Genomic DNA, 21,366 nt, shown 5'->3' on the forward strand with positions numbered 1-21,366 from the left:
TCATCTATTTTGCCATGGCACGAACTGATTACTGGTGTCGGGCCAGACCCAAAGAGTCATACATCGCATTTGTGACGTCCATGCGACGCGATTCCTCCCATGCACCGGCGCTGAAGAGCCGCACTTGTTCCACCGCCTGGTGCACCAGCATGTGCAGCCCGCTGATCACGATTCCCTGCCAAGACCGGGCCAAGGCCGAAGGCCACGGATCGTAGGCGACATCCAGCAGGATTCCGGTGCCTGCGCCGATCGCCGGCACCCAGTCATCGGCCGCGTGCGGCGGCAGGGTGGAGAAGACCAGCGGAATCTCGTTGAGCGTGGCGGCCAGCTCCTGGCCGATGCCCGAAATCTCGTGGACGGACGTTTCCATCCCGAGCTCGCGGGCCAATTCGACAGCGCGGGTGGCACGGGAGGCTGCGCGCACCACCAGCGTCAGCTGCCGGGCGCCGACTTCTGCGGCGGCCTCGATGGCGGCCAGCGCGGTGTTGCCCGAACCCAGGACCATCGCTTGCGCGCTGCGGGCGAGCCCGAAATCCGCCAGGGCCTGGACCAGGCCGTCGATGTCGGTGTTTTCCCCGTAGAGGGTGCCGTCTTCGCGGACCACCACGGTGTTCAGCGCACCAAGGCGTTGCACGCGGGCGGATAGCTCGTCCATCTGCGGCACGAACGCATCCTTCAGCGGCATGGTGACCGAGCAGCCCGCCCAGTTTCCTGCGCGCAGCGCGGCCGCGTGCCCGGCAGCATCCCCCGGCTCCAGATCGATCGCGCTGTAGCTGATCGGCACGCCGAGCAGCTGGTAGGCGGCGCGGTGCAGCACCGGCGACTTGGAGTGGCTGATGGGGTGGCCGAGAACGGCTGCCTGCTTCATGGCTTCATGGACTTTCTGCTTGTGGCTGCCCGCACAGCGGCAGCAGCGCGACTGGCAAGCACGGGAATCCGCGCTAGCAGACTCCTGGATTCTGGTTGCACCAGGCGCGGAATTCTGCCTGGTTCTGCCGGTGCTCAGCGTAGGTCGAGGCGAACTTGGTTTCACCGGTTTCGATGTTGACCGTCACCCAGTAGTAGTAGCCGTTGCTTTCCGGATGGGCAGCAGCCTCGATCGCGGAATTCGCCGGCGAGCCCAAGGGGGTTGGCGGCAGGCCGGTGTGCACATAAGTGTTGTACTTGTTCGACGCGTCCTGCTTCTCCTGGGCGCTGAACTGGAGCGAGTAGCGGTCCAGCCCGTAGATCACCGAGGAGTCGACCTGCAGCAGCCCGTGGGTTTCGCGGTTGCCCGGGTCCAGGCGGTTCTCGATCGCGCCGGCGACCGTGGCGTAGTCCGGGGTGCGTGCCTCGGCCTGCAGGATCGAGGCGACCTTCAGGGTGCGGTAGCCCTCTTCGAGGTCGGTGATGCCGGCCTGCTCCAGGGAAGCCTTGGTGGCCTTGACCAGTTCGCCCAGGACTTCTTCGGCGTCGGCGTTCAGCGGGAAGCGGTACTCCCCCGGGTGCAGCCAGCCTTCGAGGCTCGGCACCGAGGCAGGCAGGCCGAATTGCTGCGGCTTCTTGGCCAGCGCCTGCAGGTCCTTTTCCGCCAGTCCCGAGCCCTTGGCAATCTCCTTGATCGCCGCGTCCAGGCGCATATTGGCCTTCAGCCCGATGTAGAAGACCTTGTCCGGACGCTGGTTCACGAGGATATCTGCCGCGTCGGCCGCTGGCATCTGCTTCTTGAGCAGGTAGGTGCCGGGGTGGATCAGCTTGCTCTGCGCTTCGGAGTCCGCGACGGCGTCGGTGAACAGGCCGTCGCTGGAGACGACATCGAGCTCCTCAAGCTTGCGCGAAATGATCTTCAAGCCCCAGCCATCTTCCACTGTGAATTCCACCGCGGCGCCGCCTGGGCCTGGATAGTCGTCCGGGTTGAACTGCTTGAGCACGGACTTGACGAAGTAGACCGAACCGGCGACCACCAGTGCGAAGATCAGCACGGTGGCCAGCATGACCAGGTTGCGCTTGCGCTTGGAGCGCTTGCGCCGCTGGGCCTTGCCGGCGGCGGCCTGGGCAGTTTGGTCATCGTGGGGATCGCTGCTGAGCACCGCGGCCTGCTGCGCGGCGTCGGCCTCGTGCGGGTAGTGCTCCTGGGCGGCATCCTCGTGCCCGGCAAATGCTGGCGCATCGGAGGCGGCGGCTGCCTGGGCGGGGAGGAACCTGGTGTCGGTTCCTTCCCCGTCCGGGGCTTCGTGGTCTGCGGGCTCCTGCCAGCTGTCCTCGGCCGCCGCCAGCGATGGGCGGTAATGCCCGGTGCCGGTCAGTTCCGGTTCTGAGGGTTGTTCGATCGGCAAGCCAGTGCCGGCGGCAAAGCGTTCGTATAGCGCGCGATGCGTTTCGCGTTGCCGTTCATGGCGGGCTTCTTCTCGCATCAACTCTCATCTCTCGGGTCTTTGTGGTGCCCTAGCGGTTGTGGGCTAGCGCAGCACAATCCGGCTGGCTTGTACGCGCACATTGTTGCGTCGCATTTCCAGCACTTGCTGCAAGATCTCAGTGGCCGCGACCTGGTCGACCACCTTGCGGTGATCTTCCATCTTCTTGCCCGAGGCGTGCAACGAGCGATGCGCGTTCACGGTGCTCAGGCGTTCGTCGACCATGAAAACCTCAAGCTCGATATTAGCGCTTGCAGCTTCCTGGGCCAAGGCAATCGCGTAGTCACGTGCCATTTTAGTGGATTCGGTCGCGTTTCCAGCCAGTGATTTCGGCTCCCCGATGAATACCTCGGTGACGCCGCGATCGGCAATGATGCGCAGAAGCATCCGCAGATCCGAGTTCTTCTTCGCATCCCGGCGCAGGGTCATCACCGGAGTGGCGAGGATTCCGGAGGGATCAGATGCGGCGACGCCGACGCGGGCCAGGCCCACGTCGACGCCGAGAGCGGCATTAGCCATTGGCCAGTGCCGCCTGGATTGCAGCCAGTGCGTCATCGATCTTCGATGCGTCCTGGCCACCGCCCTGTGCCATATCGTCCTTGCCGCCGCCTCCGCCGCCGAGCACGCCGGTAGCGGTGCGCACCAGCGCGCCGGCCTTGAAGCCGTTGGCGCGGGCCTCGTCGTTGGTCACAGCCATCACCAGCGGGCGGCCGTTGGCCACGCCGATCAGCACGATGACTGCGGCTTCGGAACCCAGCTTGGCGCGCAGGTCCAGTGCCATGGTGCGCAGGGCGTCAGCCGAGTCGATCTGCCCGGCGTTGTGGGCCAGCAGTCGGGTGCTGCCGATGGTGGCGACCTTCTGCAGCAGCGCTGCGGACTGGGCCAGCATGGCCTGGCTCTTGAGCTCGGCGATCTGCTTCTCGGCGGCCTTCAGCTTGGCAACGGTGTCGTTGACGCGCTCGGACACCTGGCTGGATGGAACGCGGAACAGGCCCGAGAGCTCGGAAACCAGGGCGCGCTCGGCGGCTCCGTGGCGGAAGGCTTCCATGCCGACCAGGGCCTCGACGCGGCGATTGCCCGAACCGACCGAAGCCTCCGAGAGCAAGGTCAGCTGGCCGATGCGCGCGGTGGTGTCCACGTGGGTACCGCCGCACAGCTCGCGCGACCAGTCGCCGTTCATCTCGACCACGCGCACGTCGTTGGAGTACTTCTCCCCGAACAGGCTCATGGCGCCCAGCTTCTTCGCCTCGGACAGTGCCATCTCATTGGTGACGACCTGGTAGTTCGAGGCGATGGCCAGGTTCACTACCTCCTCGACTTCGCTGCGTGCCGCGGCGGAGAGCGCCTCGGCCCAGGAGAAGTCGAAGCGCAGGTAGCCGGCCTTGTTGAAGGAACCGGCCTGGGTGGCCGTTGGGCCAAGCAGCTCGCGCAGCGCGGCGTGCACCAGGTGGGTGGCGGAGTGCGCCTGCTCGCCGGAGCGGCGGCGCACCGCGTCGACCTGGGTGCGAACCAGTGCTTCGGCTGGCAATTCGCCTTCGCGCACGATGACCTTGTGCACGTTCAGGCCCTTGATCGGGGCCTGCACGTCGGTGACTTCCAGCACGAAGCCGTCGCCGGTGATCAGGCCGCTGTCGCCTGCCTGGCCGCCGGACTCGGCATAGAACGGGGTTTCGTTCAGCACCAGGTCGATTTCCTGGCCCTGCTCGGCGAATGGCACAACCTGGCCATCGCGGATGATGCCGCGGATGGAGGATTCGCCTTCGAGGGTGTCATAGCCGGTGAAGTGCACGTTGCCGGCCTCGGCCAGCTGGGTGTACACCGAAAGGTCGGCGTGGCCGGCCTTCTTGGCCTTGGCGTCCTTCTGGGCGCGGGTGCGCTGCTCGTTCATCAGTTCGCGGAAACGCGACTCGTCAACGGACAGGCCTGCTTCGGCGGCGATCTCCAAGGTGAGGTCGATCGGGAAGCCGAAGGTGTCGTGCAGGGTGAAGGCGTCATCGCCGGAGAGGTTCTTGCCTTCCTCCTTGGCGTGGCCCAGTGCCTCGTCCAGGCGGGTGGTGCCCGAAGCGATGGTGCGGCGGAAAGCGCGTTCTTCGGCGTAGGCGATGCGGGCAATGCGCTCGAAATCGGCCTCCACCTCGGGGTAGACGCCCTTCATGGCGTCGCGCGATACCGGGAGCAGCTCGGGGAGCACCTCGGTGTCCACGCCCATCAGGCGCATTGCGCGCACGGCACGGCGGATCAGCCGGCGCAGCACATAGCCGCGGCCTTCATTGCCCGGGGTGACCTGGTCGGAGATCAGCATCAGCGAGGAGCGGATGTGGTCAGCGATCATGCGCAGGCGCACGTCGGTGGCGTGGTTCGGGTCGGCTGGATCCTCGGTGGAGGTGTAGGTGACGCCGGCAAGCTCGGCGGCCTTGTCGAGCACCGGACGGACCTGGTCGGTCTCGTACATGTTCTCGACGCCCTGCAGGATCATGGCTAGTCGTTCCAGGCCCAGGCCGGTATCGATGTTGCGCTTGGGCAGTTCGCCGGCCACATCGAAGTCGGTCTTGGAACGTACCGCGGAGAGTCGGTACTGCATGAACACGAGGTTCCAGATTTCCACGTAGCGGGTCTCGTCGACCGCTGGGCCGCCCTCGACACCGTAGGCGGGGCCGCGGTCGTAGTAGATCTCGGAGCATGGACCGCCGGGGCCGGGCTGGCCGGTATTCCAGTAGTTGTCTTCCTTGCCGGTGCCTACGACGCGCTCGGTAGGCATGCCGATCTCTTCTTCCCAGATGCGGCGGGCTTCAAGGTCCTTCTCGTCTCCGTCTTCGTAGACGGTGACCCACAGGCGTTCCTTGTCCAGGCCGTAGCCTCCGTCTTCGACGGAGCTGGTCAGCAGCTCCCAGGCGAAGTGGATGGCTTCGTTCTTGAAGTAGTCGCCGAAGGAGAAGTTGCCGCACATCTGGAAGAAGGTGCCGTGACGCGCGGTCTTGCCCACTTCTTCGATATCGCCGGTGCGGATGCACTTCTGCACGGAGGTCGCACGGGAGTACGGGGGCTCTTCGCGCGCGGTGAGGTAAGGGATGAACGGGACCATGCCGGCCACCGTGAACAACAGCGAAGGGTCGGCCGAGACCAGCGAGGCACTAGGTACCGCCGTATGGCCCTTCGAGACGAAAAAGTCGACCCAACGACGGGCAATTTCCTGCGTTTTCATCGTGTTACGGATGATCCCTTCACTTAGCGGCGTCCACGCCCAAGGCGGAACGTAATTCTTCTTCGCGGGAGCTCATTCCTTGGCGGAAGGCTTCCCAATATTCCGAGGCGCGGTCGGTGTACTTGCCGACCTGGCGGTTTAGCGCCGCCCCGGATGAAACTTCAGCGTATTTCTTGGACGCGAGCACGCCAACGCCCACTCCAATCGAAACCCACAAGAGCTTTTTCATTCTAGTCTCCTTGGCGGCCACCAGTTGGCCGTATCCTATTCAGCGCGCCGATACGTGTTCGATCAAACAGCGTTGCTTGCTTAGCGGCTGCGGCGAGCCTTGCCGCTTGGCTTGGTGTTCATCGCGACCTTCACGCCTTCGGTGAACGCGGCAACCTTGATCAGCGGTTTGCCAACGGTGGCTGCTACCAGCGAGGACAGCGCGGACACATTGGCGGTGGTGTCAGAAACGTTGCTGGTGATGGCATCGACCTTCTTGAGCTGGTCGTTGGTGGTCGCCACGGTGTTGGCGACTTCGCCGATCAGCGGAGTGGTTCCGTCAGCCAGGTCCTTGATCGATTTGCGCAGCTCGTCGAACACCTTGCCCAACTTCATGATCGGCACTGCCAGCAGCACAACTAGTACAACAAACGCGCCGGCGGCGATGAGCCCTGCAATATCCGAACCCGACATGTGCTTCCTCTTCTGCTTTGGGTTTTTGGTGCCAGTCCACCTTATCGAAGTCAGAGCCCAGATAGGTAGTTAAGCGACAAGCCCGCAACCGTTTCCGGTTGCGGGCTTGGAACTAGCGCACGGATTTAGCGTGCGTAGTACTCGACCACGAGGTTCTCTTCGCAGGTCACTGGGATTTCGGTGCGCTCTGGGGTGCGCACGAAGGTAGCCTGGAGGGCTTCCAGCTTTACGTCCAGGTAAGCAGGAGCGGCTGGCAGCACCTTCGAGTGCTCACCTGCTGCAGCCATCTGGAATGGAACCATCTTCTCGCTCTTCTCGTGTACGTGGATCAGCTGACCCGGCTGTACCTTGAAAGACGGACGGTCTACACGCTGGCCGTTGACCAGGATGTGGCGGTGAACAACCATCTGGCGTGCCTGCTGGATGGTGCGGGCGAAGCCTGCACGCAGAACCAGGGCATCCAGACGGGACTCGAGCAGAGCCAGCAGGTTACCGCCGGTTTCGCCGCCGAGGCGCTTAGCTTCCTTGAAGGCGCTCAGCATCTGAGCTTCGCGGATGCCGTACTGGGCACGCAAACGCTGCTTTTCGCGCAGACGTACTGCGTAGTCGCTGTCCTGCTTCTTACGGGCGCGGCCGTGCTGGCCTGGACCGTATGGACGGCGCTCCATGTACTTTTCAGCTTTTGGAGTCAATGCAAGGCCGAGCGCACGCGAAAGGCGTACGGTGCGGCGGGCACGGGCGTTAGCCATAATGTGTCCCTTTCGATTAGCGACGGTATCTACTGGCCTCCAGGTGGGAGAGTGTGTGGGCGTCGCGTCCCTGCTTCACTTCAACCCTGCCTCCACGCTCGATGACTCGAATGCGGGACAAGGCTTGCCAGCCAAAGATCAAGTTTACACGAAACGGCAGCAGCTTTCTCTGAGGCCTAGCGCACAATCAGCGCTTGCCCTTGGAGCGCTGCGGATCCTTGCCCCGGATGATTTCACGCAAACGGGACAGGCGGGACCCTATGGTTTTTTCCGCACCGTTATTGGTCGGCGTGTAGTAGTCGGTGCCCACCAGATCATCGGGCAGGTACTGCTGGGTTGCGATGGAGTGCGGAGCATCATGGGCGTAGATGTAGCCCACGCCATGGCCCAGCTGCTTGGCGCCGGGATAGTGCGCGTCACGCAGGTGGTCGGGAACCAGCGATCCCTTGCCTTCGGATACGTCGGCTAGGGCGGCGTTGATCGCATTGTACGAGGCGTTGGACTTCGGGGCCGTAGCCAGATGAACCGTTGCCTGCCCGAGCATGATCCGTGCTTCCGGCATGCCGGTGAGCTGCACCGATTGGGCGGCTGCTACGGCAACGGGAAGTGCGGTGGGATCGGCCATGCCGATATCCTCCGAGGCCGAGATCATCAGGCGGCGGGCAATGAACCGGGGGTCCTCCCCCGCAGAGAGCATTCGCGCCAGGTAGTGCAGGGCCGCGTCCACATCCGAACCGCGGACGGACTTGATGAACGCGGAGATGATGTCGTAGTGCTGGTCGCCATCCTTGTCGTAGCGCTGGACCGCCTGGTCCATGGCCAGCTGCACATGGTCGTCCGTAATCAGCACCGGTGGATCGATGCCGGCGCCCGCGGCGTTCCAAGCCACCGCGCCGGCTGCTTCCAGCACAGTCAGCGAGCGTCGGGCATCACCCTGGGCCAGGCGGACAATGGCGTCGCGCTGCTCCTCCTTGAGGAGCACCTGGCCGTCGAAACCCCGCTCGTCGGCCACAGCGCGCTCGAGCAAGGTGGACAGGTCGCCGTCGGTCAGCGGACGCAAGGTCAGCAGCAAAGAGCGCGAAAGCAGCGGCGAGATCACCGAGAAGGAGGGATTTTCCGTCGTCGCAGCTACCAGGACGACGACACGGTTTTCCACGCCGGGCAGCAGTGCGTCCTGCTGGGCCTTGTTGAAGCGGTGGATCTCATCGAGGAAGAGCACGGTGGTAATCCCGCGCAGATCGCGGTCATCCTTGGCCTGTTCGATGACTCGCCGGACATCTTTGACACCGGCGGTGATGGCCGAAAGTTCCACGAATTTGCGGTCGGTGGCGCGGGCGATCACGTGGGCGATGGTGGTTTTGCCAATTCCCGGAGGGCCATAGAGGATCACACTGGCAGGTCCAGCCAACCCGGTTTCAGGGTTTTCGGCCAGCTGCCGCAAGGGTGAACCCGGGCCTAGCAGGTGTTGTTGGCCGACGAGCTCATCCAAGGTCTTCGGGCGCATGCGCACCGCCAGTGGCGGACGGGGCCGGTTGACTTGGGGCTCACGCGCATCGCGTGGCTCATCGGACAGGGAATCGAACAAATCGCTCACCCCCTAAGCCTACCGATATTCTGGAAGCCCCACCGTCTTTTGAAAGGTTCGCCATATGCGCGCTGTCGTCCAGGTCGCTTCCACCGCCCATGTTGAGGTTGAAGGGCAGATTACCGGCCAGCTCGACTCCCCCGGTTTGGTGATCCTACTTGGGGTGACCCATGAGGATGATCAGGCGATCGCACGCAAGGTGGCCGAAAAGATCTGGCAGCTGCGGATCATGGAGGATGAAACCTCCGCAGCCGGGGTGAATGCACCACTGCTAGTGATCAGCCAGTTCACCCTGTACGGTTCGGTGCGCAAGGGCCGCCGCCCATCCTGGTCCAATGCGGCACCCGGTCCTATCAGCGAACCTCTGTACGACTACTTCGTGGAGCACCTGCGCAAATTGGGTGCGAGCGTTCAGACCGGTGTATTTGGCGCGATGATGAATGTCTCGCTGACCAATACCGGACCGTTCACGATGATCGTAGACTCGGCAGACCTCCCCTAGCGGCCGGTGCTTTGTACCAGTTGGGTCAGTTGTTCGAAGCTGGCTCGTTGCTCGGCTAGTTCCACCCGGCCGGTGGCGGAGAGTTCGTAGACCTTTCGCCCCGGGCCACCTTGGCCTTCTTCCCAGCGGGTTTCAACAAAACCCGAGGCCTCGAGTTTGGCCAGTGCGGGGTAGAGCGTGGCTCCCTTGATCGGCCCGAAACCGCGTTCCTGCAGGGATTTCGCCAGTGCATAACCGTGGGCCTGGCCAGCCGAGAGTTCGGCGAGTAAGAGCATCGGCAACATGGCGCGTTGCCAGCTACCCGGAAAGCCTTCGGGCTTAGTCATCGTCGCGCTCCTGCAGTGCCCGGGCATTGGCTGCTCGTTCCTTGAGCTTCTCTTGGACGTAGGCCTTGCGGTCAGCCGGACGCAGCTCGTAAACGCTCACCGCGGCAAACACCAGCACTGCGACCCCAAAGAAAATATCCCCGCCATTTCGCGCTGGATCCATCAGGCCAGCGACCGCGCCGACCGCGAATAAAGCGACTACGGTCAAGGTGGCCATGCGGCGTAGAAGCCAACGACGCTTGAGCGCCTTTTCGGTGTGCACTGCCAGCCCAATCACGAATTCATTGGGCGTTCCGAATTCAAGGTTTGGGTCAGCTTTTTCGCCTCGGGTCGCCGCATCATCGAGATGTTCTCGCGCAGTACTCAGCGACTCGTTGGCTTCCTTGTGACTCATGCCGTAGCGTCCGCGCAGCAGTCTGGTGGTTTCCGCGAACCACTCGTCGGTGCCGAGAAGGATTTGTTGCCCGCCAGCGGCTTTCTGCGCTTTATAGGCAGGCATCAGATAGAAGCAAGCAACCACCAGCCCTGCACCAAGAATTGGAGCTAACCAATTTGGCAGGGGCAGCAGATTATTGCTTCCTCCTATCTGCACGATTAGAGCGGCAGCTCCAACCGACACGAGGATACCTACCGGTCCCAGAATCCAGGACAGGCCGAATTTCCCCTTCAATCGGTTAAACCACCACAGGTATCCCGATAGTGCGATCCCTGCCCCGGCAGTTAGAGCAGAAAGCTGCCAGTAGTGCCACGAACTCGAGGTCCACCCATCGCGGAACCCGATCCAGATTCCCAATCCAGTGCACAGCAGGCCAACAAGCATCCCAACAACCGCCAATAGCGCAGTACTTGATTCGACGGGAAGTTCCGCGTCCGCGCGCTGCTCTGGCGTCAATAGACATTGAGCCCGCGTCGCACCATATTCGCCCGAATGGCCAAAGAGTTCCTCGGCTCGCTGCCCGCTATCGCGAACCATGCTCAGGGTGCGGTCCAGTTCGAGCGCCACCTGCGCATTGGTGAGGTCGTTCCACACCATTGAAGCGAAAAAGGTTTTAGCCCATTCCTGGTCCGCTTCTGGGTAACGTTCGATGATATCGTGTGGTTCTTCTGCTGGCACGTATCGCTCCAAAGTGGTCGTGAGAACTGGTTCTGCAAACTAAGTCAAAAACAAACCTAGTATTAAAAATACTCATAGTCCACCAAAAGAGCTAATTCCAGGTTAAAAAGAAGCCGGATGGAACGCATTCAAGCGTTCCATCCGGCATTGCGAAGCTGCGTGAGCCTACTTGGCTTCGGTCTTGGCTTCGGTCTCTTCGGCCTTCTTCTTCTCAGGCTTGAAGTCGATGCCTGCTTCCTTGCGCTGCTGCGGGGTGATTGGCGCAGGAGCCGCGGTCAGCGGATCGAAACCGCCACCGGTCTTCGGGAAGGCGATGACGTCGCGGATGGACTCCGAGTTGGTCAGTAGCTGCAGCACGCGGTCCCAACCCAGGGCGATGCCGCCATGCGGTGGGGCGCCGTACTTGAAGCCCTCGAGCAGGAAGCCGAACTGGGTGTCAGCCTGCTCCTGGGTTACGCCCATGAGCTTGAAGACGCGTTCCTGGACGTCGCGCTGGTGGATACGGATCGAACCGCCGCCGATTTCGTTGCCGTTGCAGACAATGTCGTAGGCGTAGGACAGGGCCGATGCAGGATCGGTGTCGAAGGTGTCCATGAACTCCGGCTTGGGGCTGGTGAACGCGTGGTGCACAGCGGTCCAAGCGCCAGCGCCCACGGCCACGTCACCCGAAGCGACAGCGTCGGAGGCAGCTTCGAACATCGGTGCGTCGACGATCCAGACGAAGGCCCAGTCGCCTTCCTTGATCAGGCCGGTGCGGTGGCCGATCTCGACACGGACCGAACCGAGCAGTGCGCGGGATTCGTTCTTCTTGCCGGCGGAGAAGAAGATGCAGTCTCCGGCGGCTGCGCCGGTAGCTGCGGCCAGTCCGGCCTTCTCTTCGTCGGACAGGTTCTTGGCCACTGGGCCAGCCAGCTCGCCATCTTCCTTGATCAGCACGTAGGCAAGACCCTTGGCACCGCGCTGCTTGGCGAATTCCTGCCAGGCATCCAGGGTGCGTCGCGGCTGCGATGCGCCGCCAGGCATGACCACGGCGCCGACGTACTCGGACTGGAAGACCTTGAAGGAGGTGTTCGCGAAGTACTCGGTCATTTCGGTCAGTTCCAGGCCGAAGCGCAGATCCGGCTTGTCCGAACCGTACTTGGCCATGGCCTCCGAGTACGCCATGCGGCGGATCGGGGTCGGGACCTGCACGTCGATCAGGTTCCACAGTTCGGTGACCAGCTTTTCGCCGAGCTCGATGATGTCATCTTCCTCGACGAACGATGCTTCGATGTCCAGCTGGGTGAACTCCGGCTGGCGGTCCGCGCGGAAGTCCTCATCGCGGTAGCAGCGGGCGATCTGGTAGTACTTCTCGAAGCCGCCGACCTGCAGCAGCTGCTTGAACAGCTGCGGGGACTGGGGCAAGGCGTACCAGCTGCCCGGGGTCAGGCGGGCCGGCACGACGAAGTCGCGGGCGCCTTCCGGTGTGGAGCGGGTCAGCGTCGGGGTTTCGATCTCGATGTAGCCCTGGTCGTGCAGCAGGTTGCGTGCCACGCGGTTGGCCTCGGAGCGCAGGCGGATGTTGCGGGCCGGGGTCGGGCGGCGCAGGTCCAGGTAGCGGTGGCGCAGGCGCGCTTCCTCGCCGACCTCGACGTGCTCGTCGACCTGGAATGGCAGCGGGGCCGCGGTGTTCAGCACGGTCACGGTCTCAGCGATGACCTCGATCTGCCCGGTAGGCAGATTCGGGTTCTCGTTGCCCTCCGGGCGGCGCTCGACGGTGCCGAGAATCTGCAGCACGAACTCATTGCGCAGCGGATGGAAGTCCTCTTCATCGCGCACGACGACCTGGGCCACGCCCGAAGCATCACGCAAATCCAGGAAGGCGACACCACCGTGGTCGCGGCGACGCGCGACCCAACCGGTGAGTGTGACCTGCTGTCCAATGTGCTCGGCGTTCAAGACGCCCAGCTGATGAGTGCGTAGCACTACGATCCTTTCGGTCGGTTGGGAAAGTTTCTTCCCATGAAGTTTAGTGCACCGTGATTGGTGCGCGGGCGGGCGATCCTGCCCGAGAACTAGCTGATGGCGATCTTCAGGTCCGCTTCGGCCGGCATCCAGGTGGACGGATCCGCGGCGACCTGCTCGCCGGAACGGATGTCCTTGACCTCGTGGGCGCCATCGGCATGGGTGAACCAGACGAACGGAATCCCGCGTCGATCAGCGAATTTGATCTGCTTGCCGAACTTCTCCGCGCTGGCTGCTACCTCGCAGGCGATGCCGCGCTCGCGCAGCTGCGAGGCTACATCCTGCGCTTCGTGCCAGGACTCGTCGTTGGCCAAGGTGACATATACCACCGAAGGCACCGAACGGCTTGCGGTCACGGACTCTTCTGCAAGGATGCGCGAGACCAGGCGGGTGACGCCGATGGACAAGCCCACACCTGGGTAGTTCTTCTTGCCCTTGGAAGCCAGCGATTCGTAGCGCCCGCCCGAGCAGATCGAACCCAGGGATTCGTGGCCCACCAGCACGGTTTCGTACACGGTGCCGGTGTAGTAGTCCAGCCCGCGGGCGATGGACAAATCGGCCATGACCTTGCCCGGTGCGCGCTTGGATGCGGCATCGATGACCTGCGAGAGCTCATCCAAGCCGGTATCCAGCAGTTCGTGGCTGACGCCCAGTGCGCGGACCTGCTCCACGAAGGACGTGTCCATGGTGCGGATCTTGGCCAGGGCCAGGGCGGCGGCGGCCTGCTGCGCGGTGGCGCCGACTTCTTCGACCAGGATCTTGGCGACGGCATCATCGCCGATCTTTTCCAGCTTGTCGATGGCGCGCAGGACTGCATCCGGATCTTCCAGGCCCAGGCCGCGGTAGAAGCCCTCGGCCAGCTTGCGGTTATTCACCCGCAGGCGGAAATCGCCGATCGGCAGGGCGGACAGCGCGTCGGCAATGGTCAGCGCCAGCTCCACGTCGTAGCTGAAGGGCAAGGTGCCATCGCCCACGACATCGATGTCGGCCTGGGTGAATTCGCGGAAGCGGCCATCCTGCGGGCGTTCGCCACGCCAGACCTTCTGCATCTGGTAGCGGCGGAAGGGGAAGGCCAGGTGGCCTGCGTTCTCCACCACGTAGCGTGCGAAAGGCACGGTGAGGTCGAAGTGCAGGGCCAACGCGTTGGGATCGTTCTTCTCATCCTCCGCGGCCAGCCGGGACAGTCCGTAGACTTCTTTGTCGATTTCGCCCTTGCGCAGAAGTTGCGCTCGGGTTTCCACCGCACGGGTCTCGATGTTGGCGAATCCATGCAGTTCGAAGACGTGGCGCAAGGTATCGAGCACATGCTGTTCAACTGCCCGTTCGGCGGGAAGCCATTCCGGGAAACCTGATAGTGAGGCCTTGCGTGCCATGAAACTCCTTAGTGCAAATTGGGCTACCTACCCATCTTATAGCCCGAAACCCGAGAAACCTGTGCACGTCGGCTTACTAAGAAGCGGAGGTCACAGGTAGAGTTGGCTAAAGCAAGTGCTCGTAAAGTGAAAGAGTTTCAGCGGTGACCACCAGTCAGCAATCCGACGACAGCCAGAAGACCCCATTGCCACAGGCCCAGAAGCCTGCCGCAAAGCCGGTTGTAGCGCCAAGCGTCGCACATACCACTCCCCTCGACGAAGCGGCAAAGTTCGCCCGTGTGACCGAGGACGGCCACGTCTTCGTGATCATTGACGGCGCCGAATTCCCAGTGGGCCAATACCCCGACGCAACCCAGGACGAAGCCCTGGGCTACTTCGTGCGCAAATACGACGACGCGCTCTCGCAGCTGATGCTCCTGGAGCAGCGCGTCGTTGCCAAGGCCCCGGCCGGCGAGCTCAGCAAGGCTGTGCAGGCGCTCTCGGCCACCGTTGCCGAACGCCATATGGTCGGCGACATCCCGGCGCTTGAAACGCGCCTCGAGAATGCCCGCGTAGCCGTCGAGGCATTGACCAGCGAACAGCGCAAGGCCAACGATGAAGCTCGCGCGGAACAGCTCGCTGCCCGCGAAGCCATCGTCGAACAGGCTGAAGAGCTGGCCGGCAAGCGCCCGGAGCAGATCCAGTGGAAGACCGCTTCGGCGGCGATGAACGAGCTGTTCGACGCCTGGAAGGGTTCGCAGCGGTCCTCGGTGCGCCTGCCACGGTCCACGGAAGACGCGCTGTGGAAGCGATTCCGCTCCGCCCGCACCACCTTCGACCGCCATCGCCGGGCCTACTTCTCGCAGCTGGATTCGACCAACGCGGCCGCCAAGGAAGTGAAGGAAGAGCTGATCGCTCGCGCCGAGGTGCTGCAGGGGTCCACCGACTGGACCGCTACCGCCGCCGAGTACCGCAAGCTCATGGACGAGTGGAAGAAGTCGCGCCGTGCCTCGCGCAAGGACGACGACCAGCTCTGGAGCCGCTTCCGCGCCGCCCAGGATGTCTTCTTCCAGGCCCGCGCCGCGGCCAACGCCAAGATCGATGAAGAGTACTCCCAGAACCTCGTGGTGAAGGAAGCCCTGCTGGAAGAAGCGCGCGCGCTGCTTCCCATCAAGGATCTGGCTGTTGCCAAGAACAAGCTGGATTCGATCCGCACCCGTTGGGAAGCTGCCGGCAAGGTGCCGCGCAACGACCTGCAGCGCATTGAATCGGCCCTGCGCCAGGTCGAGGACGCGGTCAAGGGTGCCGAGGACGAACAGTGGCGCCGTTCCAACCCGGAGACCAAGGCCCGCTCCAACTCGATGCTCTCGCAGCTGCAGGACACCATCTCCGCCTTGGAAGATGATCTGGCAGCAGCACAGGCCAAGGGCAACGCCAAGCAGATCGCGACAGCCCAGGAAGCCCTGGATGCACGCCGCATGTGGCTGAGCACCTTGGAGAAGTCGGCTGCCGACTTCCAGTAAGTAATCCACAGATCGCTTGCACACCGCCAACGCGGCGGCGCGAACTGGTTCAGTAGCTCTATGGAAACGAGAAATTCCCCAGCTACCGGACCTCGCGCCGCCGCGTTGCGCATTCCCGGGGACCTGTGGATCGCTGGTGAGATGTTCACCCGCAACGAGCTGCACGCCATGGCCCACAACGGCCTGCTGCTCGAGGTCCTCGGTGATTATTTTTTGCCCAGCAGCATCCGAGTCAACGCGTCGGTGCGGGCACGGATTGCAGGTTTCGCCTGTGGCCGCGAGCTGGCCCGCGATGCGGTGCTAGCTCGCCAAACTGCAGCCTGGATCCATGGGCTCTTGCCGTCAGTGTTCACATTGTGCATCTACGCCAAGAGCTACCATCGGCCGTTCTACCCCGGGCACGGGCTGAGAGCCGAATTCGCCCAAATCCAGGTGCCGGATACGGACATGGTGTTCCGCAGCCGCATCAGGGTGACCACCGCATTGCGCAGCGCCTGCGACTGCGCGAAATACGATCCTTTGCCCATTGCCAGCCGCGTGCTGGGCACAGTCGCGGCCCTGGCAGATCCCTACCTGACTTTGGACGCCATCAAACAAGCCCTGGCATCGGAGGTTCCCTCACCCGAGCGCTCCCGGGCCCTGCGCCTAGTCCAGTCCTTCTCCGATACGGCGCAAGCGGCCTAGGCTGGACCGCGGGGTGCAGCGCGCAATTAGCGGCGGGACCCTGCGGTGGTGCGGTAGACATCGTAGACGCCATCGATGCGGCGTACTTGGTTCAGCACGTGGCTCAGGAACTTGGGATCGCCCATTTCGAAGGAGAAACGGGAGATTGCCACACGGTCCTTGCTTGTCTGCACACTGGCCGAAAGGATGTTCAAGTGGCTTTCGGAGAGGATCCGGGTGACGTCGGAGAGCAGCGACTTGCGGTCCAATGCTTCGACCTGGATCTCCACCAGGAACACGCCATGGTGCTTGGTGGCCCACGTGACATTGACCAGTCGATCCGGCTGCTCGGCGAGCTGCGTCAGATTCAGGCAGTCGGTGCGGTGCACCGAGACTCCGGCGCCACGGGTTACGAAACCCTGGATTTCATCTGGCGGCACTGGGGTGCAGCAACGCGCCAGCTTCACCAGCACATCCCCCAGGCCCTCGACGATCACGCCGGCGTCGTTGCCCGTAGCCGGGCTGGGAGCCATTGGGCGGACTACCGCTTCCTCATCGACCTGTTCGGCTTCTGGAGGGCCAATCAGGGCCGTTAAATGCTCAATGACGTTCTGTGCACTGGTATGGCCGTCGCCAACGGACTGGTACAGGGCCGAAATGTCCGTGTGGTGCAGTTCGTTGGCTACCGCCGTGAGCAGGTCGTGAGTCATCAATTTCTGCAATGGCAGCTGGTTGCGACGCAGTTCCTTGGTCAGCAGCTCCTTGCCCTTTTCGATGGCCTCCTCGCGGCGTTCCTTGGAGAAGTAACCGCGGATCTTTGCCTTGGCACGAGGCGAGCGGACAAAGTTCTGCCAATCCTGGGATGGGCCAGCGCCTTCGGCCTTCGAGGTGAAGACCTCCACCACATCGCCCTGCTTGAGCTCGGTATGCAATGGAACGAGCTTGCCATTGACGCGGGAGCCGATGGTGCGGTGGCCAACGTCGGTGTGGATCGAGTAGGCGAAATCCACCGGTGTGGCACCAACCGGCAAGGACATGATGTCGCCCTTGGGGGTGAACACATAGACTTCAGCGGAGCTGATCGTGTAGCGAAGGCCGTCCAGGAACTCCTCGGAGTCAGCGGTATCCGCCTGCCACTCCATCAAGGAACGCAGCCAATCCATATTCTGCTCCGGCGAAAGCATGGAGTTATCGGTCTGCCCATGCTTGTACTGGAAGTGCGCGGCTACACCGTATTCGGCGCGTACGTGCATATCGTGGGTGCGGATCTGGATCTCTACCGGCTTGCCTTCAGGACCCATCACCGTGGTGTGGAGCGACTGGTAGAGGTTCAGCTTCGGGATCGCAATGTAGTCCTTGAAGCGGTTAGGCAGTGGATTCCACTCTGCGTGCACGACGCCCAGGGCGCCGTAGCAGTCCTTGACGGTATCCACCAGGATGCGCACGCCCATGAGGTCATGGATATCGTCGAAGTCCTTGCCGCGCACGATCATCTTCTGGTAGATCGAGTAGTAGTGCTTTGGCCGGCCGGACACCGAGGCATGGATGGCTACATCGTCGAGATCACCCGAAAGGGTCTGGCGGATCGCGGAGAGGTACTTTTCACGTTCCGGAGTGCGATCGCCCACCATGCGGACGATCTCCTGGTACACCTTGGGGTGCAAGGCAGCGAAGGACAGGTCCTCCAGCTCCCACTTGACGGTGTTCATGCCCAGTCGGTGCGCCAGCGGTGCGAAGATCTCCAGGGTTTCCTTCGCCTTGCGCGAGGAAGATTCAGGGGACACGTAGCGCCAGGTACGGGCATTATGCAGGCGGTCGGCCAGCTTGATCAGCAGCACGCGGATGTCACGGGACATGGCCACGACCATTTTGCGCACGGTCTCTGCCGGGGCCGCGTCGCCATAGGTGACCTTGTCCAGCTTGGTCACGCCATCGACCAGCATGGCGATTTCCTCGGAGAATTCCTTCTTAACGGACTCCAGGGAGTAGTCGGTGTCTTCAACGGTGTCGTGCAGCAAGGCGGCGGCAAGAATCGAGCCGGTCATCCCCATCTCCGCCAGGATCGTGGCGACGGCGACCGGGTGCGTTATGTACGGGTCGCCGCTCTTGCGCTTCTGGCCTTCATGGTACTTTTCGGCGACCTCATAGGCGTGGACCAGCAGGTCCAGATCGGCCTTCGGATGCTTGGACTTGACCGTACGCAATAGCGGTTCAAGGGTCGGCGATGTGCTCGGGGTGCTCCCCCGGCCGGCAAAGCGCACCAAACGAGAGATAGAGCGTCGTTTCGAATTGTTCAGGTTAGGCGTATTCGCCATGCCCCGCTCCTTCCCGTTGCCGCTGGATTCTTTCCCGAGCCTGCGTGAAGCCCGAAGGAATCCAACGGTAGTTCCGGGCCACCAGATCACTGGTGGCCGTGCACTGAAAAAACACCTTCTTTAGTTCAAACGTTATAGCACGTTCGGGCGGTGACAACTAATTACGCATCTTCCCGCTTAAGCGAAATGGTGCCCCCAGCAAATGCTGGGAGCACCAAATTCAGATCTTCGGATCGGCTTAGGCAGCAGCCATCTTCTGATTGTGCGCTACCACGTCGTCGTCCTTGTGGCGGAGCCAATGGAACATGGGCGCCTGGACGAACAAGGTCGACAGGGCCGAGACGATGATACCGACGAACAGCGCCAAGGACAGGTCCTTGAGCGTACCGGCACCCAGCAAATAGGAACCGATGAACAGGATCGCGGCCACTGGAAGCACGGCAACGACCGAGGTGTTGATCGAGCGAACCAGGGTCTGGTTCACAGCGAGGTTCACCAGCTGTTCGAAGGTGCGCTTGGACTGCTGGGTGTAGTCCTTGGTGTTTTCGCGGACCTTGTCGAAGACCACCACGGTGTCATACAGCGAGTAGCTCAGAATGGTCAGGAAGCCGATGATCGCGCTGGGCGTGATTTCGAAACCGGACAGCGAGTAGATGCCCGCAGTGACGATGACCACGGCGATCAGACCGGCAATCGCGGCCAGTGACATCTTCCAGGTTCGGAAGTAGGCAGCCATCAGCAAGCCCACCAGGACCACGAAGGCAACCAGGCCAACCAGTGCCTGGCGCGAAACGTCTTCGCCCCAGGTTGGGCCGATGAAGTTACTGGTAACTTCATCGCTGGAGACACCGTAGTTCTCCGCGAGCTGGCTGGCGATGGCCAAGGTCTGGTCATCGCTCAAGCGCTCGGTCTGCACGCGCATGGTTCCCGGCGCAATGTTGGTGACCGTTGCCGCAGCGCCCGAAGCCACCGAGGCAACAGCCTTTTCACCAATGGAGATATCGGTTTCCTGCACATCCGAAACGGTGAATTCAGAACCACCGCGGAAGTCGATACCCAGGTTGAATCCGCCCTTGACCACTGGAACCAGGATTGACAGGATCACCAGAATACCGGCGATCAGGAACCACAAGCGGTGCTTGGAGGTGAACGGGTAGGAACGCTTGCCGGTGTAGAGCTCGTTGCCCCAAGTGACTAGCTTATTCATTGTTCTCCTCCTGGGCCTTGGCCTGCGGGCTGGCAGGCTGCTCGGCCTGTGCACGGCGACGCTCGGCAATTGTCATGCGCTTGGCGGCTTCAACCGAAGCCTTGGCATTCTTCTTGCCGCGGTTTGCCTCAACGTTTTCATCGAAGCGGCGAACCTTGCCTGCACCTTGGTACAGCGGCTTGACGCCAAGCAACGATGGATCCATGCCCGAGAGCGGGTGGCCGTTGGCGAAGAACTTGGTGCGTGCCAGCAGGACCAGGGTTGGATGGGTCAGTCCGTACACGACCACGAGGTCAACGATTGCGGTCAGGCCCAGGGTGAAGGCGAAGCCTCGCACGTTGCCCACGGCAACGATGTAGAGCACTACTGCAGCCAACACGTTCACGGCCTTGGAAGCCAGAATGGTGCGCTTGGCACGCTTCCAGCCGATATCCACGGCGCTTGCCAATGGCCGGCCTTCGCGCAACTCATCTCGAACACGCTCGAAGTACACGATGAACGAGTCCGCAATCAGGCCGATGGCCACGATCAAGCCAGCCACGCCCGCCAGCGACAGGCGGTAGTTCATGCCCCAGCCAAGCAGGACCAGGCAGAGGTAGGTCAGCACACCGGCGACGAGCAGCGAAGCGATGGTCACCAAGCCCAGAGCGCGGTACTGGAACAGCGAGTAGATGAATACCAGGACCAGGCCGATAACACCGGCAATGAGGCCCGCGGTCAGCTGGTCAGCACCCAGCGTTGCAGAAACCTGGCGCTCTGACTGGATGTCGAAGCTGATTGGCAGTGCGCCGTACTTCAGCTGCTCCGCCAGCGCCTGCGAGGTGTCCTGGGTGAACCCGCCGGAAATCTGCGGACGGCCATCGGAGATCACCGCATTGGTGGTTGGCGCCGAGATGGTCTCGCCATCAAGCACGATCGCGAACTGGTTCTGCGAACCCTGCAGGGCAATCAGACGCTGCGTGGTGTCGGCGAAGATCTTGGTGCCTTCGGCATTGAACTCGATCACGACAACCCATTCGCCGGTGACCGAACCATTGACGCCGCGAGCGAGCTGCGCGTATGCGTCCTTGATCTTGTCGCCGGAGATTTCCTGTGGGCCAAGGATGTACTTGACGCCCATGTCCGTATCGCAGGAGATCATTGGCTTGGCTGGGTCCGCAGCGTCCCCGCCGCGGTCCTTGAGCTCGGTTTCGCAGTCGTAGCCTTCAAACTCCTGGAAGAGCTCTGCGGTGATCCAGTTGGTGTCCGATGGGTTCTCTGGCTTGCCCTCAGGCTTTGGCAGGTCTTCCTTGGGAGTGCGATCTTCCTCAGGGGTGGCTGCGTAGCCGCCGGTGATCAGCACCGGGCGGAACTCCATGTTGGCCGAAGCCTGGATCAAATCGCGAGTGGTCTGGTCCGGGGTGCCCGGCATCGAGACCACAACGTTGCGACCGGACTGGGTGGTGATTTCCGATTCGGTTACACCGGAACCGTCCACACGCTGGCGGATGATCTCCACCGCTTGGTCCAGCTGCTCTTGGTTGATCGCTTCGTCGCCCTGGACCCGAGGGGCCAGGATCATCTCGGTGCCGCCTTCGAGGTCGAGGGCCAGCTTCGGTCCCCATCCGGTTTTACCGTTCGCTGCACCACCCACCAACACGCCGGCTGCGATGATGAAGACGATCAGCAACCACAGCAACGCCTTGCGCGCCTGCTTAACAGGTCTGATTGATGACATCTAATGTGCTTTCTCGTTTGAGTGGCTTGGCCT

The 21,366-nt window shown here is 62.5% G+C and carries 18 protein-coding genes; 3 read left to right on the forward strand and 15 right to left on the reverse strand.

All coding sequences use genetic code 11. The features are described from left to right. Positions 1-28: 28 nt before the first annotated feature. From ACIOTL_RS09240 to ACIOTL_RS09275, 8 genes are all read right to left on the reverse strand, one after another. Positions 29-868, reverse strand: coding sequence for a shikimate dehydrogenase family protein (locus ACIOTL_RS09240; protein ID WP_400342397.1), 840 nt, complete (start codon positions 866-868; stop codon positions 29-31). A gap of 73 nt (positions 869-941) precedes the next feature. Then, complete coding sequence (mltG, locus tag ACIOTL_RS09245) at positions 942-2,393, reverse strand: endolytic transglycosylase MltG (protein WP_400342398.1); 1,452 nt, start codon at positions 2,391-2,393, stop codon at positions 942-944. 45 nt (positions 2,394-2,438) lie between these two features. Further along, positions 2,439-2,912 carry a Holliday junction resolvase RuvX gene (gene ruvX, locus ACIOTL_RS09250; RefSeq protein WP_219844133.1) on the reverse strand — a complete coding sequence of 158 codons (474 nt, stop codon included), beginning with the start codon at positions 2,910-2,912 and terminating at the stop codon, positions 2,439-2,441. Next, on the reverse strand, positions 2,905-5,595 hold the full coding sequence (alaS, locus tag ACIOTL_RS09255) for an alanine--tRNA ligase (RefSeq protein WP_400342399.1): 2,691 nt from the start codon (positions 5,593-5,595) through the stop codon (positions 2,905-2,907). Before alaS ends, ruvX begins: the two co-directional genes overlap by 8 nt. A 19-nt stretch (positions 5,596-5,614) precedes the next feature. Beyond that, positions 5,615-5,824: a hypothetical protein gene (locus tag ACIOTL_RS09260; RefSeq protein WP_105658293.1), complete on the reverse strand. Its 210-nt coding sequence runs from the start codon at positions 5,822-5,824 to the stop codon at positions 5,615-5,617. 80 nt (positions 5,825-5,904) lie between these two features. After that, positions 5,905-6,276, reverse strand: coding sequence for a DUF948 domain-containing protein (locus tag ACIOTL_RS09265; RefSeq protein WP_105658292.1), 372 nt, complete (start codon positions 6,274-6,276; stop codon positions 5,905-5,907). Between the two features lie 125 nt (positions 6,277-6,401). Then, on the reverse strand, positions 6,402-7,028 hold the full coding sequence (gene rpsD / locus ACIOTL_RS09270) for a 30S ribosomal protein S4 (protein WP_105658291.1): 627 nt from the start codon (positions 7,026-7,028) through the stop codon (positions 6,402-6,404). Between the two features lie 184 nt (positions 7,029-7,212). Then, on the reverse strand, positions 7,213-8,619 hold the full coding sequence (locus tag ACIOTL_RS09275; protein ID WP_400289235.1) for a replication-associated recombination protein A: 1,407 nt from the start codon (positions 8,617-8,619) through the stop codon (positions 7,213-7,215). A gap of 55 nt (positions 8,620-8,674) precedes the next feature. On the opposite strand from ACIOTL_RS09275, the gene dtd reads away from it, so the two are divergent. Next, positions 8,675-9,112 (forward strand): D-aminoacyl-tRNA deacylase, encoded by a 438-nt coding sequence (gene dtd, locus ACIOTL_RS09280; RefSeq protein WP_400289236.1) that lies wholly within the window; start codon positions 8,675-8,677, stop codon positions 9,110-9,112. Here dtd and ACIOTL_RS09285 read toward each other — a convergent pair. The 4 genes from ACIOTL_RS09285 to hisS all read right to left on the reverse strand — a co-directional run bounded on the left by ACIOTL_RS09285 (position 9,109) and on the right by hisS (position 13,929). Next, on the reverse strand, positions 9,109-9,438 hold the full coding sequence (locus tag ACIOTL_RS09285) for a PadR family transcriptional regulator (RefSeq protein ID WP_255164399.1): 330 nt from the start codon (positions 9,436-9,438) through the stop codon (positions 9,109-9,111). The genes dtd and ACIOTL_RS09285 overlap by 4 nt on opposite strands. Beyond that, complete coding sequence (locus tag ACIOTL_RS09290; protein ID WP_400342400.1) at positions 9,431-10,552, reverse strand: hypothetical protein; 1,122 nt, start codon at positions 10,550-10,552, stop codon at positions 9,431-9,433. Before ACIOTL_RS09290 ends, ACIOTL_RS09285 begins: the two co-directional genes overlap by 8 nt. Before the next feature lie 165 nt (positions 10,553-10,717). After that, positions 10,718-12,517: an aspartate--tRNA ligase gene (gene aspS, locus ACIOTL_RS09295; RefSeq protein ID WP_400342401.1), complete on the reverse strand. Its 1,800-nt coding sequence runs from the start codon at positions 12,515-12,517 to the stop codon at positions 10,718-10,720. 89 nt (positions 12,518-12,606) lie between these two features. Further along, positions 12,607-13,929 carry a histidine--tRNA ligase gene (gene hisS, locus ACIOTL_RS09300; protein ID WP_133833328.1) on the reverse strand — a complete coding sequence of 441 codons (1,323 nt, stop codon included), beginning with the start codon at positions 13,927-13,929 and terminating at the stop codon, positions 12,607-12,609. Positions 13,930-14,072: 143 nt separating this feature from the next. Here hisS and ACIOTL_RS09305 point away from each other — a divergent pair, with 143 nt between their 5' ends. Continuing rightward, entirely contained in the window at positions 14,073-15,431 is a 1,359-nt protein-coding gene (locus tag ACIOTL_RS09305) for a DUF349 domain-containing protein (protein ID WP_133833327.1), read from the forward strand. Positions 15,432-15,491: 60 nt separating this feature from the next. Continuing rightward, entirely contained in the window at positions 15,492-16,115 is a 624-nt protein-coding gene (locus ACIOTL_RS09310; protein ID WP_388022109.1) for a hypothetical protein, read from the forward strand. 26 nt (positions 16,116-16,141) lie between these two features. Here the strand turns inward: ACIOTL_RS09310 and ACIOTL_RS09315 are convergent, their stop codons facing one another. From ACIOTL_RS09315 to secD, 3 genes are all read right to left on the reverse strand, one after another. Then, entirely contained in the window at positions 16,142-18,409 is a 2,268-nt protein-coding gene (locus ACIOTL_RS09315; RefSeq protein ID WP_332728108.1) for a bifunctional (p)ppGpp synthetase/guanosine-3',5'-bis(diphosphate) 3'-pyrophosphohydrolase, read from the reverse strand. A gap of 238 nt (positions 18,410-18,647) precedes the next feature. Then, the gene (gene secF / locus ACIOTL_RS09320; protein ID WP_388022111.1) at positions 18,648-19,616 is read right to left on the reverse strand and encodes a protein translocase subunit SecF; all 969 of its coding nucleotides are present in this window, start codon (positions 19,614-19,616) and stop codon (positions 18,648-18,650) included. Continuing rightward, on the reverse strand, positions 19,609-21,333 hold the full coding sequence (gene secD / locus ACIOTL_RS09325; protein ID WP_388022113.1) for a protein translocase subunit SecD: 1,725 nt from the start codon (positions 21,331-21,333) through the stop codon (positions 19,609-19,611). The genes secF and secD overlap by 8 nt, the downstream gene beginning before the upstream one ends. Positions 21,334-21,366 lie beyond the last annotated feature (33 nt).

Origin of the sequence: Glutamicibacter sp. NPDC087673 (assembly GCF_044743255.1) — a bacterium.
GTDB lineage: Bacteria > Actinomycetota > Actinomycetes > Actinomycetales > Micrococcaceae > Glutamicibacter.